The sequence below is a fragment of the Mesorhizobium waimense genome (genome assembly GCF_003601975.1).
GTDB classification, from domain to species: Bacteria; Pseudomonadota; Alphaproteobacteria; order Rhizobiales; family Rhizobiaceae; genus Mesorhizobium; species Mesorhizobium waimense.
Genome location: NZ_QZWZ01000015.1, coordinates 77259 through 93926 on the forward strand (window position 1 = coordinate 77259; position 16668 = coordinate 93926).

The 16668-nt window shown below is 64.9% G+C and carries 15 protein-coding genes; 3 read left to right on the forward strand and 12 right to left on the reverse strand.

Annotation, left to right across the window (positions count from 1 at the left end; genetic code table 11):
• Positions 1–7: 7 nt before the first annotated feature.
• From D3227_RS19860 to D3227_RS19870, 3 genes are read right to left on the reverse strand one after another with little or no spacing between them, the layout of a single operon-like run.
• Positions 8–931 (reverse strand): dihydrodipicolinate synthase family protein, encoded by a 924-nt coding sequence (locus tag D3227_RS19860; protein ID WP_120015999.1) that lies wholly within the window; start codon positions 929–931, stop codon positions 8–10.
• Positions 928–1851, reverse strand: a complete 924-nt coding sequence (locus tag D3227_RS19865) for an amidohydrolase family protein (RefSeq protein ID WP_120016000.1) — start codon at positions 1849–1851, stop codon at positions 928–930. Before D3227_RS19865 ends, D3227_RS19860 begins: the two co-directional genes overlap by 4 nt.
• Positions 1848–3551: a dihydroxy-acid dehydratase gene (locus tag D3227_RS19870; protein WP_120016001.1), complete on the reverse strand. Its 1704-nt coding sequence runs from the start codon at positions 3549–3551 to the stop codon at positions 1848–1850. The genes D3227_RS19865 and D3227_RS19870 overlap by 4 nt, the downstream gene beginning before the upstream one ends.
• Positions 3552–3836: 285 nt before the next feature.
• Here D3227_RS19870 and D3227_RS19875 point away from each other — a divergent pair, with 285 nt between their 5' ends.
• Positions 3837–4505, forward strand: a complete 669-nt coding sequence (locus D3227_RS19875; RefSeq protein ID WP_120016002.1) for a GntR family transcriptional regulator — start codon at positions 3837–3839, stop codon at positions 4503–4505.
• A 38-nt stretch (positions 4506–4543) separates the two neighbouring features.
• On the opposite strand, the gene D3227_RS19880 is transcribed toward D3227_RS19875, so the two are convergent.
• From D3227_RS19880 to D3227_RS19890, 3 genes are all read right to left on the reverse strand, one after another.
• On the reverse strand, positions 4544–5605 hold the full coding sequence (locus tag D3227_RS19880) for a GSU2403 family nucleotidyltransferase fold protein (RefSeq protein ID WP_120016003.1): 1062 nt from the start codon (positions 5603–5605) through the stop codon (positions 4544–4546).
• Between the two features lie 193 nt (positions 5606–5798).
• Positions 5799–6953 carry an amidohydrolase gene (locus D3227_RS19885; RefSeq protein WP_120016004.1) on the reverse strand — a complete coding sequence of 385 codons (1155 nt, stop codon included), beginning with the start codon at positions 6951–6953 and terminating at the stop codon, positions 5799–5801.
• Positions 6954–6964: 11 nt separating this feature from the next.
• Positions 6965–8167, reverse strand: coding sequence for a diaminopropionate ammonia-lyase (locus D3227_RS19890; RefSeq protein ID WP_120016005.1), 1203 nt, complete (start codon positions 8165–8167; stop codon positions 6965–6967).
• 101 nt (positions 8168–8268) lie between these two features.
• Here D3227_RS19890 and D3227_RS19895 point away from each other — a divergent pair, with 101 nt between their 5' ends.
• Positions 8269–8742, forward strand: a complete 474-nt coding sequence (locus D3227_RS19895; protein ID WP_120016092.1) for an Lrp/AsnC family transcriptional regulator — start codon at positions 8269–8271, stop codon at positions 8740–8742.
• Here D3227_RS19895 and D3227_RS19900 read toward each other — a convergent pair whose 3' ends face one another.
• From D3227_RS19900 to D3227_RS19925, 6 genes are all read right to left on the reverse strand, one after another.
• On the reverse strand, positions 8743–9726 hold the full coding sequence (locus D3227_RS19900; protein ID WP_120016006.1) for a branched-chain amino acid ABC transporter permease: 984 nt from the start codon (positions 9724–9726) through the stop codon (positions 8743–8745).
• A 1-nt stretch (position 9727) separates the two neighbouring features.
• Positions 9728–10615 (reverse strand): branched-chain amino acid ABC transporter permease, encoded by an 888-nt coding sequence (locus D3227_RS19905; RefSeq protein ID WP_120016007.1) that lies wholly within the window; start codon positions 10613–10615, stop codon positions 9728–9730.
• A 7-nt stretch (positions 10616–10622) separates the two neighbouring features.
• Positions 10623–11327 (reverse strand): ABC transporter ATP-binding protein, encoded by a 705-nt coding sequence (locus D3227_RS19910; protein WP_120016008.1) that lies wholly within the window; start codon positions 11325–11327, stop codon positions 10623–10625.
• On the reverse strand, positions 11320–12120 hold the full coding sequence (locus D3227_RS19915; protein ID WP_120016009.1) for an ABC transporter ATP-binding protein: 801 nt from the start codon (positions 12118–12120) through the stop codon (positions 11320–11322). The genes D3227_RS19910 and D3227_RS19915 overlap by 8 nt, the downstream gene beginning before the upstream one ends.
• Positions 12117–13325: an ABC transporter substrate-binding protein gene (locus D3227_RS19920; protein WP_120016010.1), complete on the reverse strand. Its 1209-nt coding sequence runs from the start codon at positions 13323–13325 to the stop codon at positions 12117–12119. Before D3227_RS19920 ends, D3227_RS19915 begins: the two co-directional genes overlap by 4 nt.
• A gap of 301 nt (positions 13326–13626) precedes the next feature.
• Positions 13627–14853 carry a cytochrome-c peroxidase gene (locus D3227_RS19925; protein WP_245451813.1) on the reverse strand — a complete coding sequence of 409 codons (1227 nt, stop codon included), beginning with the start codon at positions 14851–14853 and terminating at the stop codon, positions 13627–13629.
• A gap of 271 nt (positions 14854–15124) precedes the next feature.
• On the opposite strand from D3227_RS19925, the gene D3227_RS19930 reads away from it, so the two are divergent.
• On the forward strand, positions 15125–16663 hold the full coding sequence (locus tag D3227_RS19930; RefSeq protein WP_120016012.1) for an acid phosphatase: 1539 nt from the start codon (positions 15125–15127) through the stop codon (positions 16661–16663).
• Positions 16664–16668: the final 5 nt, after the last annotated feature.

The following is a 16668-nucleotide window of genomic DNA, read 5'->3' on the forward strand; positions in this document are numbered from 1 at the left end:
CCGTGTCTCAGCCGGCCGTGGCCGGCGCGTGCTCTGCGGCGAAATCGGTCTTGCCCAGCCGCGCAAACAGCTCTGCCCGCTCGGCCGGCGACAGGCGGCGCAGCGGCGGCATCAGCCGCTCCCAGCCGCCATCACCGGTCATTGCGGCCAATGCCGCCTTGACGCTCGCCATCAGCGGAAAGCCGCCGAGCACGCCGCGAATGGCCATCGCCGAGGTCGCCGCCTGGCGGCCGTTCTCGCTGTCGGGATCCGACCAGGCGATCTGCGACAGCGCGCCGGTGACGTTGGTGGTGGCCGAGATGCAGCCGGCAAAGCGCGAGCTCTTCCATTCGGTCAGGCTGCCCTCGGAACTCGGAAAGACGTCGAAGCCCGGGAACTGCACGGCCAAAGAACGCGAGAAGGCGATGTCGCCGGAAGAATCCTTGAGGCCGACGACGATGTCGGGATAGCGCTCGCGCAGCCGCGCAATCGCCTCGGCGGTGAAGGGCACGCCAGTGTTTTGCGGGATGTGGTAGAGGTAGATCTTCAGACCGAACGGGCCGGCCTTGGCAATCACCTCGCCGACATGGTTGGCCAGGCTCTCGGCATCGATGCCCTTGTAGTAGAAGGGCGGCAGGAGCAGCGCGCCCGCGAAACCCAGATCGCGCGCGGCCTTGGTCAGCGCCACCGCGTCGGCGAGCGCCGAAGCGCCGGTGCCGACCATCATGCGCTGCAGCGGGACGCCGGATTGCGCGACAGCGCGCATGGCGGCGATGCGCTGCTCGACCGAGAAAGAGGTCGCCTCGCCGGTGGTGCCGAGCAGGTTGATGCCGTCGCAGCCGCCCTCGCCGAGAAGCCAGCGGCAATGGCCGATCAGGCGGTCGATGTCGATCGACAGGTCGGCATTGAGCGGTGTGGGCGTGGCGGCAATGACGCCTTTCAGGGTCTTCATGCTTTGGATCCGGGGGCCTTGGTTGGAGCGGGCTCGTCGTCCGTCCAGAACAGGCGGCGCGGCGTGTCGACGAGCACCTGACGGCGCAGGTCTTCCGAAGGCAGCCAGTCCCAGACAAGGTCGAGAATGGCGCCGTCGTCGGGCACCGTCTCGAAGCATTCGGTGTGCGGCCAGTCGAGCGCCCAGATCAGCGAGGCCGGTGCGCGGTCGACGAGGTGCTCGACGAAAGGCTTGAGCGCGGCGTAGCGATCGGGGGCGACGCGATACGGCGCCGACATCTTGACGATGCATTTTCCGGCGGCGGCGAACTCAACCAGTTCGGCGAAGGCGCGGCCATCGGGGCCGAGCGCCAGGTCGGGAAAGCCGAAATGGTCGATGATGACCGGCACGTCCGCACCGCCGACGACGTGGCCCAGATCGGAAAAATCCTCGATGTTGACCTGCAGCTGGATGTGCCAGCCAAACGGTCTGATGCGCTCGGCGACGTCTGGAAAATCCTTCATCGTCAGGCCGGCCGGATTGCGCGGATTGATGCGCAGGCCGCGCACGCCGAGCCGATGCGCCCAGGCGAACAGGGTCTGCGGCGCCTTGGGCGAAATCACCGCCACGCCGCGCAGCCTGTCGGGCATGGTCTCCAGCGCTTCGAACATCACGCTGTTGTCGAAGCCGTAGACGCTCGGGTGCACCAGCACCGCGCGCTCGATGCCATAGGCGTCCATGACCCGGCGGTAGTCGATAATGGTGACCGGCGAAGGCGTATAGCCACGGCCAGGGTCGAGCGGGAAGCGCGCGAGCGGCCCGAAGACATGGGCGTGCGTGTCGCAGGTTCCTGGCGGCAGCCGGCCAGCGTTGCGCCGCACCGGCGCCAGCGGCGGCAGACACTGGCGGGGTTCTATCCCTGGCAGAGGATGCGCGTTCATTGCGCGGCCTCCTCGATATCGGAGGCAGCGGCCGGCGCGGCCGTCAGGAAATCGAAGTCGCAGCCCTGGTCGGCCTGCAGCACATGGTCGTGGTAGAGCTGGGCATAGCCGCGTTCGGGCCGCTCGACGGCGGGCCGTGCCGCGGCGGCGCGCCTGACCAGTTCCGCGTCGTCGACGAGAACGTCGATCCGCCGCCCGGCGACATCCAGCTTGATCCGGTCGCCGTTGCGCACCAGAGCAAGCGGCCCGCCGGCGGCGGCTTCCGGCGAAACATGCAGGATGACGGTGCCGAAGGCGGTGCCGCTCATGCGCGCATCGGACAGGCGGACCATGTCCTTGACGCCTTCGGCGGCGAGCTTCTTCGGGATCGGAATGTAGCCGGCCTCCGGCATGCCGGGCGCGCCCTTCGGCCCGGCATTGCGCAGCACCAGCACATCGTCGGCGGCGACGTCGAGATTGGGATCGTCGATGCGCTCGGCAAGGTCGGCGACCGATTCGAAGACCACGGCGCGGCCGGTATGCTGCATTAGCGCCGGCGACGCCGCCGAATGCTTGATGACGGCGCCGCGCGGGCAGAGATTGCCCGACAGCACGGCCATGGCGCCTTGCGATTTCAGCGGCCGCCCGAGCGGCCGGATGACGTGCTGGTCATGCATGTCCTCGCGCCTCATCACCCTGTCGGCCAGCATGCCGCCGCCGATGACGGGCACGGTGAGATCGAGGAAGCCGGTGAGTTCGGCGAGCAGCCGCGGCACGCCGCCCGCGTCGTGGAAATGTTCCATGTAGTGCTCGCCCGACGGCTTCAGGTCGACCAGCACCGGCACCTCGCGACCAATCCTGTCGAATTCGGTGAGATCGATCGCGTGCCCTGCCCGGCCGGCAATCGCCGCCAGATGGATGATGCCGTTGGTGGAGCCGCCGATCGCTTGCATGACGACCATGGCGTTGCGCAATGCCGCAGGGGTGACGAGTTCGCTCGGAAACGGCCTGCCGCTGACGGCAAGGGCGGCGGCGACCCGGCCCGACGCTTCGGCCGAACGGACGCGTTCGGCCAGCGGCGCCGGGATCGAAGCGGCATAGGGCACGGCGAGGCCGATCACCTCGGCGATGATGGCCATGGTGCTGGCGGTGCCCATCACCATGCAGGTGCCGACAGACGGGGCCAGCCGGCCATTGACCAAGTCGATCTCGGCAGCGTCGATCTCGCCGGCCCGGTGCCCCGACCAGAGCCGGCGGCAGTCTGTACAGGCGCCGAGCGTCTCGCCCTTGTGGTGGCCGACCACCATCGGCCCGACTGGCACCACGACCGTCGGCAGGTCGGCGCTGATCGCGCCCATGATCTGCGCCGGCAGCGTCTTGTCGCAGCCGCCGACGACGACCACCGCATCCATCGGCTGCGCCCGGATCATCTCCTCGGTGTCCATCGCCATCAGATTGCGCAGCACCATCGAGGTCGGATGGGCGAAGGACTCGTGGATCGAGATGGTCGGGAACACCATCGGCAGCGCGCCGGACAGCATGACGCCGCGCTTGACCGCCTCGATCAGCTGCGGCGCGTTGCCGTGGCAGGGATTGTAGTCGCTTTCCGTGTTGACGACGCCGACGATCGGCCGGTCGAGCGCATCGTCGGAGTAGCCGGCGGCCTTGATGAAGGCCTTGCGCAAAAACAGCGAAAAGGCCGCATCGCCGTAGCTGGTCACTCCCTTTCTGAGGCCGCGATAGACCAATCGACACCTGTGGACTCAATTTGCGCTGACATTCGGGGTCGCATCGCCGGAGCGAGGGCCGCCGCTGACGTGGCACCATTAGACAAGCAGTTAAGATTGTCAATAATCTGCGTCTCTGATTTCTACATGAGGCATAAAACAGAGCCATTCCCGTCGTCACGCGCGCCATATTATCGATGATATGAAGTGTCCGCTCCAGTTGCGGGAAGGCTCGCTCTGCGGCTAGAGTGGTCCACAAGACGGCGCGAGAACGACACAATGCTCAACATGGCGGACTATGGCGGCAAGGAAGCCGACGTCGTTAAGGCGCTGGAGGAAGACATCATCTTCGGCAAGCTGGCGCCGGGCACGCGGCTGGTCGAGGATGTGCTGCTCGCCCGCTTCCCGGTCTCGCGCCACACCATCCGCCAGGCGCTCTACCAGTTGGAAAAACTGGGCGTCGTCACCCGCGAGCGCAACAAGGGCGCGATGGTGCGGCGGCTTTCGCCGGACGAGGTGCGACAGATCTACGAGGTGCGCGAGCTGTTGCAGCGCCAGGCGGCGCTGATGATACCGCTGCCGGCGAGCGATGCATTGATCGCGGAACTGATGGAGATCCACCGCGTCTACAGCGCCCATGTCGACGCCCACTATCTGCGCGGCATCCACGAGGCCAACGACCGGTTCCACCTGACCATGTTCTCGGCCTGCGGCAATGATTACCTGGTGTCGTCGATCGACCATTATATGCGCCTCAGCCTGCCGGTGCGGGCGAATTCCCTTGCCGACCGCGACAAGCTCGAAGTCTCGCGCCAGCACCACTGGTTCATGATCGAGGCGATGAAGCGTAAGGACAACTGGGTGCTGGCCCAGCTCTGCGTCGACCATCTGCAGCCGAGCAAGATCTTTTATCTGCAGGAGATCGAGAAGACGGGTGACGCGGCGTAGGAGCCGGCGCTCGCAAACAGTGCAACGCGACGCTGCCGCTACCAGTTGGGCTCGGTTGGCGAGTCTTCGGAAGGCCCCGGCGGATTGTCTAGCGGGAGCGTCGAAACGGCCGCCTCCCGAAGCGGCGCCGGGAACCCTCCGAGGTACTCGCTGTCCAGCGGAAGGTTCAAATATTGCTTGGCAATGAGGGCGGCGGCGATCGACTGCTCCCGATCGCGGGTCGCCTTCACCGCGGATCGGTCGGGCCGTTGGGCCAGCCAGGCCTTGTGAAGCGCAAAGATGCGAGGATCGATCGTCGGTATCTTTACGGGATAGCCGCGCTCGTCGATCGCGGTGGCGTCCGTCTTCGGCGCGTTGATGAGCCATTGCAGCCCATCCATGGGCGCGCCCTCGAGATCATCGGCAATCGAGGTGATCGATGTCGGCGCCTTGTCCTTGAGAACATTCCTTGCCTGCGGCCGAATGAGGTCGACCAGATAGCCATCCCGGTTCGTTGCCCTGAAAGCTCTGGGCTGAAGCGGTTTGAAGGATTTATCCACTTTCCGCAGGACACCGATCAACCCGGACTGCGTTATTTTCTCCTCGGTGACGAAGCTGATACGACGGCGTGAATCCAGGAGCAGGTCGATATCGCCGGTTGCGACGAGGTCGCTGGATATCTGGACGCCCGCCAATGCCTCGTAGGCGAACAGGGCATTCGTGCCGACGACGAATAGCTGCCTTCCCAGCAGATTCGTCTCGGCGCAACGCCTCAATATCCGCGCCGCGATCGTCGGCACCCGTCCCAATGCCATGGCCACATTGACCTTGGCCAGGCTGTCCAAACGATCTGACAGGCCGGCCTGCAGATCCTTGTTGCGCTGCCTGCCCTCGGAGAACGCGGCGAAAGCGTTTTCCGTCCGTTCGCTTCTGGGCCCAAGCGAGGTCTCGGCCTGCCTTATCTTCCGCAGGAGGTAGTCGGCGCCGTTGCGCTCGACCCAACGCATGCTGCCCACGAAGCGTCGCTGACGCTCATCCTCGGCACCCAGCCAGGCCTCATAGACCTGCTGGGTGTCTATGAATTGCCGCCTTTGCTCGCCTGTCAGGTTTCTAAGAGTCATTTTCCACTCTTTGGCATATTTCTTATGCAGGTAGTGGAAAATTATTATATTTCAATATGCTGTATAAACTTTTCCACCACGGCGATCGATTTCTAATTAAGAAGTGGAAAAATATATAAAAACAATGCGTTAAAATTAAAGCAATGGCAAGACGCGGCAAGGTCAGAGCTGTTCATCGCGCCCCAGGGGGAGATCAGCCAGGCAGCCGCCGTCGCGCGATGGCGGCATGAAACAGGGCGCCATGCAGCAGGCCGTCGTTGTTGAAGTCGTAGGCGGGATTATGCAGCGGCGCGCTGTCACCGTTGCCGAGGAAGACGAAGCATCCCGGCACGTGATCGAGGAAGCGGGCGAAGTCTTCCGAGCCGGTCATTGGCTCGGCCGCGACGCCGACGGCGTTGTCGGCCAGCACGCTCCTGGCGGCAACGAACGCCTCGTCGACCAGCGCGACATCGTTGACCAGCGGCACGAATTCGCGCGTGTAGGTGACTTCGGTCGCGACGTTGTAGGCCAGCGCCGTGCCTTCGGCGATGATACGCATCTGCTTCTCGATCTCGGCGCTGACTTCGGGCCGAAAACTCCTGGCGTCACCGAGGATACGGGCCAGCCCCGGCAGCGCGTTGCGTATGCCGTCGGTGATCAGCTCGGTGACCGACACGACGCCGATATCGGCCGGGCTCAGCCGGCGCGAGACGATGGTCTGCAGGGCGGTGACTAAAGCGCAGGCGGCTATCAGCGTCTCGCTGCCGGAATGCGGCCGCGCCGCATGGCCGCCGACGCCTTTCAGCACGATCTCGAAATTGTCCTCCGCCGACATGATCGGTCCGGGGCGGGTCTCGAAATGGCCGACAGGCAGGCCCGGCATGTTGTGCAGCCCAAAAATCTCCTCGAAGGGGAAGCGCTCGAGCAGCCCGTCGTTCAGCATGGCGAGCGCGCCCCTGCCCCATTCCTCGGCCGGCTGGAAGATGAAGCGGACCGTGCCGTCGAAGCCGCCTTCAGCGGCCAGCAGCTTGGCGGCACCGAGCAGCATCGACGTGTGCCCGTCATGGCCGCAGGCATGCATGGTGCCTGGGGTTAGCGAGCGGTAGTCCCTCGTGCCCTGCTCGGCGATGCGCAAGGCGTCCATGTCGGCGCGTAAGGCGATCGCGCGGTTGCCGCTGCCCTTGGTCAGCGTGCCGACGACGCCGGTGCCGCCGACGCCTTCGGCGACCTCCAGCCCGAATTCGCGCAGTTTCTTGGCGACGAAGGCCGAGGTGCGCTTCTCCTCGAAGCCGAACTCGGGATGGGCGTGGAGGTCGTGCCGCCACGCGGTCATCTCGCGGTGAAGGTTTTCCTGATCGAGCCCGGCCATCGTTGCCCCTTTCAGCTTTCCGCAGTTTGCAGCAGGACATCGTCTGGCACCATGCCGACCAGCTCGGCATAGCGGCCGGGATCGGTGGCGCCTTCGGTGTTGATGATCAGCACACGGGAACCTTCATCGAGGCCGAGTGCTGCCCGCGTGTCCGGCGACGCGGCGGCGCGGATCAGCCCGGCGAGCCCTGCCCCGCCGCTCTCGCCGGAGACGATTGCCGGATCGCCGCCCTGAGGCCGCGCCAGCCGGTTCATCACCGCCACCGCATCGTCCTCCTCGACGGTCATGAAGGCATCGCCGACCCTCGCCAGCACGCGCCAGGCGACCGGTGACGGCTCATGGCATTCGAGCATTGCCATGACGGTTGGCCGGTCATGCGCGATCTTCACCGGACGCCCGGCCTCGGCTGTCGCGAAGATGCAGGCGGCGCGGGCGGGCTCGACCACCGTCACCATCGGTCGCGCCTCCCCGAGCACAATCGCCAGATGACCGGCGATCGCCGCAGCGAAACCGCCGACGCCGGCTTGCAGGAAGACATGGGTGGGTGGCTTGGGCAAATGCCGCAGCGCCTCGCGCACGATCACCGTGTAGCCCTGCATGACCAGTCCCGGAATGCGCTCGTAGCCTGGCCAGGATGTGTCGGAGACGACGGTCCAGCCGCGCGCGACGGCGACCTCGGCGGCTTGCCTGACCGAATGGTCGTAGCCGCCATCGACCCGCACCATCTCGGCGCCGAAACGGGCGATTGCGGCGACGCGCTCGCCGCTGACGCCGGCATGGACGAAGACCACCGAGCGGGCGCCGACCAGGCCGGCGCCTTGCGCCACCGAGCGGCCGTGATTGCCGTCCGTGGCGCAGACGAAGGTCATGCCGGCGGCAATGGCACGCACGCCGGGTTCATTCAGCTCCGTGACATCGACGGTCCGGCCGAGCCGTTTTGCCGCCTCCTCCAGCACCAGCCGGATGACGGCATAGGAGCCGCCCAGCGCCTTGAAGCTGCCGAGGCCCAGCCGCTGCCCCTCGTCCTTGACGTGGAGCGCGCCGATGCCGAGCTCGGCCGCGAGTGCCGGCAGGGAATGCTGCGGCGTTTCGGCATGGTTTTCGCGCAAGCCGAGGAAGCCCTCGGCCTCAGTGGCTCCGGCCACCCCAAGCGATACCGCATCGGCGGACGCCAGGGGCTGACGGTGTTCGGGGTGACGGTTGAGCAGCACCATGGTCTTTTTCCGTTGAGTGGCTGAAATCTATTGCAAGGCAGATGAGAATTGCGCTCTGTTTTGACCATCTGATTGCAAGTTTGTTTCGTCTGGATGTCGCCATGCCCGCTTCGCAAAGCCTCGACAGCTTCGACCGCGCCATCCTCGCCATCCTGCAAAAGGACAACACCACCCCGCAGCGTGTCATCGGCGAGGCCGTGAATCTCTCGGCGCCGGCCGTGCAACGGCGCATCAAGCGGATGGAGGAAACCGGTATCATCCGCGCCAATGTCGTGCTGGTCGACCCGGCCAAGGTCGGCCATCCGATCACGCTGTTCGTAGAGGTGGAGGTGGAAAGCGAGCGCGCCGAATTGATCGACGCCGCCAAGCGCAGCTTCGTTGCAGTGCCCGAGGTGCAGCAATGCTACTATGTGACGGGAGATGCCGATTTCATCCTCGTCGTGACGGTCGCGACGATGGCCGACTACGAGGCGCTGACCAGGCGGCTGTTCTTCGAAAACAACAACGTCAAACGCTTCCGCACCTTCGTCGCCATGGACCGGGTGAAGGTCGGGCTGGAAGTGCCGTTGGGGTGATCAGCCCTTATCGCCGCCGTCTGCCGCCGGCGCCAGCCAGCGCGCGTAGATTTCGCCGACGATGCCGCGGCGGAAGATGAGCACGCAGACCATGAAAATCAGGCCGGTGGCGATGGTCACCGGGAAGCCCGAGGTGGCCAAGGTGTTTTCCAGGCCGACGACGAGGCCGGCGCCAACGACCGGACCGACCATGGTGCCGATGCCGCCGAGCAGGTTCATCAGGATCACCTCACCCGACATCTGCCAGGTCACGTCGGTGAGCGTAGCGAACTGGAAGACGATTGCCTTGGTAGCACCGGCAAGCCCGGCAAGTGCCGCCGACATGACGAAGGCGGCGAGCTTGTAGCGGCCGACCGAATAGCCGAGCGAGATGGCGCGGTTCTCGTTCTCGCGGATCGAGCGCAGGATCATGCCGAAGGGCGAATTGACGATGCGCCAGACGGCGAACACGCCGATCAGGAAGATGGCGAGCACGACATAGTACATGTTCATCGTGACGTTCAGGTCGACGATGCCGAACAGAGTTCCGCGCGGCACGCCCTGGATGCCGTCCTCGCCTTCGGTAAACGGCGCCTGGACGCAGAAGAAGTAGAACATCTGCGCCAGCGCCAGCGTGATCATGGCGAAGTAGATGCCTTGCCTGCGGATGGCGAGGAAGCCCATCACCAGCCCGAGCAGTGCTGCGCCGCCCATGCCGAGCAGGATGCCTGCCTCGGGCGGCCAGCCCCATGCCTTGACGGCATAGGCGCAGAGATAGGCGGCACCGCCGAAGAAGGTGGCGTGGCCGAAGGACAGCAGCCCGGTGTAGCCGAGCAGCAGGTTGAAGGCGCAGGCAAACAGCGCGAAGCACAGCATCTTCATGACGAAGATCGGGTAGATGAAGAATGGCGCGGCAATCAGCGCCAATACGCCCAGCGCCACCAGGCCCCATTCCAGCCGCACGGAGGCAGCAGTGCGTCTTTCCTGAAGCGTCAGCTCGCTCATCTCAGGCATCCCTTCCGAACAGGCCGGCCGGCCGCAGCAGAAGCACGATCGCCATGATGACAAAGACGACGAGGTTTGATGCCTCGGGATAGAACACCTTGGTCAGACCCTCCGCGAGGCCAAGCATGTAGCCGGTGACGATGGCCCCGAGGATCGAGCCCATGCCGCCGATCACGACGACGGCAAAGACGACGATAATGAGATCCGACCCCATCAATGGGCTGACCTGGTAGACGGGCGCGGCCAGGATGCCGGCAAGCCCCGCAAGGGCGGCGCCCAGCCCGTAGGTGAGCGTCAAGAGCAGCGGCACGTTGACGCCGAAGGCCTGGACCAGCTCGGGATTCTCGGTCGCGGCGCGCAGATAGGAGCCGAGCCTGGTCTTCTCGATCAAGAGCCATGTGCCAATGCAGACGATCAGAGAAGCCAGCACCACCCAGCCGCGATAATTGGGCAGGAACATGAAGCCGAGATTGGTGCCGCCGGCAAGCAGCGCCGGCACGGCATAGGGATTGCCCGAGACGCCGTAGTAGAACCGGAACACGCCTTCGATGACCAGCGCCATGCCGAAGGTGAAGAGCAGGCCGTAGAGCGGATCGATTCTATAGAGCCGCGACAGCGCCGCGCGCTCGACCGCCATGCCGAACAGGCCGACGGCTGATGGCACCAGGACGAGCGCCGGCCAGTAGCCGATGCCGAGATGGACGAGCAGCAGGTAGCCGATGAAGGCGCCGAACATATAGAGCGCACCGTGGGCGAAATTGATGATGCGCAGAAGGCCGAAGATGACGGCCAGACCCAGACTCAGCATGGCGTAAAAGGAGCCGTTGATCAGCCCGACCAGCAGTTGCCCGAGCAGGGCCTGGATGGGGATGCCGAAGATCATCGTCATGGCGCCATCATACTCCAAGCACTTCGTGCAGCAGTTCAGTGTGCACGTTGAGCTCGCCAACCGCGAACCCCTCCAGCACCTTGCCGTGCTCCATCAAATAGAAGCGGTCGGCGATGCGAGCGGCGAAACGGAAATTCTGCTCGACGAGCAGGATGGTCATGCCGCGCTTCTTCAAGGTCGCCAGCAATTCGCCGATGCGCTGCACGATGACCGGGGCAAGGCCTTCGGTCGGTTCGTCGAGCAGCAGCATCTGCACGCCCGTCCTCAAGATGCGGGCGATGGCCAGCATCTGCTGCTCGCCGCCGGACAGCCTTGTGCCCGGACTGTTGCGGCGCTCCTTGAGGTTGGGGAAGAGATCGAAAATCTCGTCGACGCTCATGCCGCCCTTGGCCACCACCGGCGGCAGGATCAGGTTCTCGTCGACCGTCAGCGTGGCGAAGATGCCGCGCTCCTCGGGCACGAAGCCGATGCCCTGATGGGCAACGCGGTGCAAGGGCAGGCCGATCAGGTCCTTACCGTTGAAGACGACACTACCCGTGCGCTTGCGGACCAGCCCCATGATGGCACGCAAGGTGGTGGTCTTGCCGACGCCGTTGCGGCCAAGCAGGGTCACGGTCTCGCCGCGAAAGACATCGAGGTTCACGCCATGCAGCGCATGGCCTTCGCCGTACCAGGCGTGGAGATCGCGCACGGCAAGCAGCGGCTCACTCATGCTCCGTCCCCATATAGGCGATCCTGACGCGCTCGTCCTGGCTTACGGTCGCGTAGTCGCCGGCGGCGAGCACCTGCCCGCGCTGCATGACGGTGATCCAGTCGCAAAGGTCGGCGACGACGGTCAGATTGTGCTCGACCATCAGCACGGCCCGGTCGCGAGCCAACGAACGGATGATGCCGGAGATCGTGCCGACATCCTCGTGCCCCATGCCGGCCATCGGCTCGTCGAGCAGCAGCACTTTTGGATCGAGCGCCAGCGTGGTGGCGATTTCGAGCACGCGCTTCCTGCCATAGGACAGATCGCCGGCGAGCCGGTTCGCAGCATCGTCGAGGCCGACGATGCCGAGAAGTTCGCGTGCCCGTGGCGTCAGTTCGTCGAGTGCTGACAGCGAGCGCCAGAACTGGAAGCCCAGCCCGCTCGGCCGCTGCAGCGCGACGCGCACATTGTCGAGCACGCTGAGATGCGGAAAGATCGCCGATATCTGGAACGACCGGACCAGGCCCATGCGCGCAACCTTTGCCGGCGAGGTCCGGGTGATGTCGGTACCGAGCAGCTCGATCCTGCCGCTGGTCGGCTGCAGGAATTTGGTCAACAGGTTGAAGATCGTGGTCTTGCCGGCGCCGTTCGGCCCGATAAGCGCGTGGATCTTGCCGTGATGAACGTCGAGATCGACACTGTTGACCGCGACGAAGCCGGCGAAGTCGCGCCGAAGGCCGCGGGCGGAAAGCACCACCCGCGGTACATCCTGATCACCGTCCGGCTGGACGGCCGCGGCGGTTGCCGTCTTCACTTGGCGACGAGCGGGCAGCCGCTTTCCTCGGCCTTCATGAAGGCCTGGTCACCTGGAATGGTCGCCAGATAGGTGTAGTAGTCCCAGTCCTTCTTGCTCTCCTCGGGCTTCTTGACCTGATAGAGATACATGTCGTGCACCATGGAGCCGTCAGCCTGCACCTTGCCGTTGGCGGTGAAGACGTCGTCGACGGGCATCTCATGCAATTGCTTGGCGACGGCCTCGGTCTCGTCGGTGCCGGCCTTGTCGATGGCCTTCAGATACTGCGACACCGCCGAATAGGTACCGGCCTGGATCATGTTGGGCATCCGGTTGGTGCGCTTGAAGAAGCGGTCGGCGAAATCGCGGCTCTTGTCATCACGGTCCCAGTAATAGCCTTCGGTCAGCACGACGCCCTGCGCCGCCTGCAGGCCGAGCCCGTGCACTTCGGCCAGCGTAAACAAAAGTGCCGCCAGCCGCTGGCCGCCTGCGACGATGCCGAACTCGGCCGCCTGCTTGATCGAGTTGGAGGTGTCGAGGCCGGCATTGGCCAGCCCGATGACCTTGGCGCCGGAGGACTGCGCCTGCAGCAGGAAGGACGAATAATCGGTGGAGCCCAGCGGATAGCGCACCTCGCCAAGCACCTTGCCGCCGCGATCCTTGACGAGCTTGGCGGTCTGCTCTTCGAGCGAATAGCCGAAGGCGTAGTCGACGGTGATAAAGTACCAGTTGTCGCCGCCCTGCTGCACCAGCGCGCCGCCGGTGCCGACGGCCTGGGAGTGCGTGTCGTAGGCCCAGTGGAAACCATAGGGCGAGCACTGCTTGCCGGTTAGCTCGGTTGAAGCGGCGCCGGTGACGATGTCGATCTTCTTCTTTTCCTTGGAAAGCCCCTGGACGGCGAGCGCCACCGAGGACGTGGTGAGCTCCATGATCGCATCGACCTGCTCGGTGTCGTACCACTGGCGCGCTATGTTGGAAGCGATGTCCGGCTTGTTCTGGTGGTCGGCGCTGATGATTTCGATCGGCGCGCCCTGGACCTTGCCTCCAAAATCCTCGACCGCCATCTTGGCAGCCTCGACGGACCATTTGCCGCCGAAATCGGCATAGACGCCCGACTGGTCGTTGAGGATGCCAATCTTGACCTTGCCGTCGGAAATTTCGCCCGCTGCCGCGGGCATGGCGGTCGCCGCAAGCAGCGCGACCGAGACGAGATAGGATGCTTTCACTGGGTTTCCTCCCTTGTGACCAACCGCAGCAAACGCGGCAGCCTCGCAATGGTTCAACTGTACCGTCCGATTTCTGGGAATACGGGCAGCGTCCCGCTCACTATGCCTCCGTCTTGCGGGATCATGCCGCTGCGTGCCTTGGGTGCACGGGCAGTGACCCTAGCATCCACCCCAAAGCTGCGAGAATGCTATTTTCGTAGCATACCGCGCGCCCTACCCCGGCCGGCGGGTCACGACTGCGTGAAGCTGCTCGCTGGCCTGCCCGTCTCCAAGCGTCGACGCTGTTGGCGGTGCCGGCCGCTCACTGCACCGGCGCACCAGGCTGTTGGTCGGCATCGGTCAGCGTCTGCAGGAAGGCGACGATGTCGTCGATCTCAGGATCGGTCAGCGCCGGCTTGCCGCCGGGCTTCTTGCCGAAGGGCGGATCCTGGTTGAGGTTGGCCCAATAGGCTTTGGGCAGGTCGTCATTCTGCCGGACCGTGCCGTCGGCATTTTTCGGGTACCAGCGGCCGGGATCGGTGTCGCGCGTGGCGTAGAAGGCGACGGCGTCGCGTAGCGCATGGAAGTAGCCGTTGTGGAAAAAACTCTGCTTCAACGCCACGTTGCGCAGCGTCGGCGTGCGGAACAGGCCGCAATACTCCGCCCTGCCCTTGAGATCGGTCCTCAGCGGGCCACAGAGGCCGAGATCGAAATAGGCCGGATCGGCATTGGCTTGAATGGCCGGATTGCGCGGCACGCCGATGCCGAGGAAGCCGAAATCGGTGAATTGCGGCGGCTCGCCGTCATTGGCCGGTTCGCTCAGGTGACAGCTGGCGCAATTGCCCTTGGCTTCGTCTTCGAACAGCGCGCGGCCACGCATTTCCTGCGCCGACAGTGCCGCCTTGCCGGCGAGGAAGCGATCGTAGCGGCTGGAATAGGGATAGAAATCGGCAGCACTCTGCTCGAAGGTGCCGAGCGCCTCGACGGCGGCGTCGAAGGTGCTGTTCGGATCGTCGAACACCTTGTCGCCGAAGACCATCTTGAGCTCGCCGGCATAGGGCGCCTTGCGCAGTTCGGCCGCGACCGCGCCGGCATCCTTGTTGGCCATCTCGAAGGGCGACAGCAGTGGGATGCGTGCCTGGTCGCTGCCGTGGTCGGCGCGGCCGTCCCAGGTCAGGCCGCCGGTCGGCCCGTTGTCGACGCTTTCATCGCCTTCGTCGTCGGAATCGTAGAAATGCTCGGTAAAGGCCGGCACCGCCTGCAGATAGCGAAGCGACGGCACGGCGCGTAGGCCGGGCCGGTCCATCTTCGGTCCGCCCATTTCGACCGGCGCCACCGATGCTGGGCCGAAGGCATGGTGCGGATCGTGGCAGGACGAGCAGGCCTGCAGGCCGGAGGCCGACAGCGAGCGATCGAAGAACATTTTTCTGCCGAGCCCCGTCAGGGCAGCGGCCCTGGCATAGGCCTCGGCGCGCGACATCGGCCCGGGGCGGACACCACCCCCAGGATGTACGCCATCCGGTCCGGCAAGGACCGCGTTCGAGACCATGGCGAGGCCCAGCATCGATGCCGCGGCGATCGCGATCGTCAGGCGTTTGCGTCGTGCCGCAATCATAGAGGTTCAGTCCGATTTTGCTCTGGACATAAGTAGCCACTGCAACGGATTGATGACCGGTTCTCTCCCTCACGAAACCGTGTTCGCCAGGACGGAAAATGTCACAAAGGTGACAAGGCACGGAAGTAGCTCCCATCCCTGCTGGTTCGTCGCCCCCCGCGCCAGGCATTGCTCCTCCAGCCAACCCAGCCACGAGGTACTCCCCATGACTAGGCTCAAGCTCCTCAATTCTCTTTTTCTGGCCGGCTCAGGCCTGGCTTCATTGGCCACGGCGGCCAGCGCCGCACCCGCCGGCCTCGAAAAGATCGACACCGTCGTCGTCATCTATGCCGAGAACCGCAGCTTCGATAATCTCTATGGCGGCTTTCCCGGCGCCAACGGCCTGGCGAACCTGACGCCAGACCAGGCGCGCCAGTTCGACCGCGACGGCAAGCCGCTTGCCGAGCTGCCGCCCGCCTGGGGCGGCCTGACCGCCAAAGGCGTGACACCGCCGGTGACCGAGGCGCAGTCGGCGCATCTGGCCAACGCCAGCTTCTCGATCGACGATCCCAAAGGCTTCAACGAGAAGACCGATGTCATCACCCGCGACCTCTGGCACCGCTTCTACCAGGAGCAGATGCAGATCGACGGCGGACGCAACGACAAGTTCGTCGCCTGGGCGGATTCGGGTGGCCTCGTCATGGGTCACTATGACGGCTCGGTGCTGCCGATGTGGGAGGTGGCGAAAAAATACGTGCTGGCCGACAATTTCTTCCAGGGCGCCTTCGGCGGCTCCTTCCTCAATCATATCATGCTCGCCTGCGCCTGCGCGCCGGTCTATCCCCATGCCGACACCAGCCCGGTCAAGGGCCAGATCGCGGTGGTCGACGCCGACGGCAAGACGCTGAAGGTTGCCGACAACTCGCCGCCCTCGGCACTCGGCGGCGCGCCGAAATTCGTCAACGACGGCGCCATCACGCCGGACTTCTACGCCGTCAACACCATGCAGCCGCCCTATCAGCCGAGCGCCAACAGGCCGGCCGAAGGCGGCGACAAGGCAATGGCCGACCCGGCTCAGCCCACCACGCTGCCGCCGCAGCACGAGATTACCATCGGCGACCTGCTGTCGCTGAGGGCCGTCAGCTGGGCTTGGTATTCCGGTGCCTGGCAGGCCGCGCTCGACGGCAAGAACGCGACGCCGGTGCCGAACTTCCAGTTCCACCACCAGCCCTACAATTATTTCGCCGCCTATGCGCCGGGCACGGCCGCGCGCGCCGAGCATCTGAAGGACGGCGGTTTGGACGGTGTGGCGTTCATCAAGGACATCGACGACGGCAAGCTGCCTGCGGTCAGCTTCTACAAGCCGCAGGGCAATCTCAACGAGCATGGCGGCTATGCCGATGTCGCCAGCGGCGACCAGCATCTCGCCGATCTTGTCTCCCACCTCGAGAAGAGCCCGCAATGGGGCCATATGCTGGTTGTCGTCACCTATGACGAGAATGGCGGTTTCTGGGATCATGTCGCACCGCCCAAGGCCGACCGCTGGGGACCGGGCAACCGCATCCCGGCGATGATCATCTCGCCCTTTGCGAAGATGGGAACAGTCGACCACACGCAATATGACACGACGTCGATCCTGCGCTTCATCACCGCGCGCTACGACCTGCCGGTGCTTCCCGGCATCGTCGCTCGCGACAAGGCGCTGCGCAACAACGACCAGCCGCCGATGGGCGACCTGACGGCGGCGCTCGATCTCGGCCGGTAGCGCCT

Coding starts and splice junctions, on each gene's coding strand:
- D3227_RS19860 (WP_120015999.1), bottom strand. CDS start 931: ATGAAGACCCTGAAAGGCGTCATTGCCGCCACGCCCACACCGCTCAAT.
- D3227_RS19865 (WP_120016000.1), bottom strand. CDS start 1,851: ATGAACGCGCATCCTCTGCCAGGGATAGAACCCCGCCAGTGTCTGCCG.
- D3227_RS19875 (WP_120016002.1), top strand. CDS start 3,837: ATGCTCAACATGGCGGACTATGGCGGCAAGGAAGCCGACGTCGTTAAG.
- D3227_RS19880 (WP_120016003.1), bottom strand. CDS start 5,605: ATGACTCTTAGAAACCTGACAGGCGAGCAAAGGCGGCAATTCATAGAC.
- D3227_RS19885 (WP_120016004.1), bottom strand. CDS start 6,953: ATGGCCGGGCTCGATCAGGAAAACCTTCACCGCGAGATGACCGCGTGG.
- D3227_RS19890 (WP_120016005.1), bottom strand. CDS start 8,167: ATGGTGCTGCTCAACCGTCACCCCGAACACCGTCAGCCCCTGGCGTCC.
- D3227_RS19895 (WP_120016092.1), top strand. CDS start 8,269: ATGCCCGCTTCGCAAAGCCTCGACAGCTTCGACCGCGCCATCCTCGCC.
- D3227_RS19900 (WP_120016006.1), bottom strand. CDS start 9,726: ATGAGCGAGCTGACGCTTCAGGAAAGACGCACTGCTGCCTCCGTGCGG.
- D3227_RS19905 (WP_120016007.1), bottom strand. CDS start 10,615: ATGACGATGATCTTCGGCATCCCCATCCAGGCCCTGCTCGGGCAACTG.
- D3227_RS19910 (WP_120016008.1), bottom strand. CDS start 11,327: ATGAGTGAGCCGCTGCTTGCCGTGCGCGATCTCCACGCCTGGTACGGC.
- D3227_RS19925 (WP_245451813.1), bottom strand. CDS start 14,853: ATGGTCTCGAACGCGGTCCTTGCCGGACCGGATGGCGTACATCCTGGG.
- D3227_RS19930 (WP_120016012.1), top strand. CDS start 15,125: ATGACTAGGCTCAAGCTCCTCAATTCTCTTTTTCTGGCCGGCTCAGGC.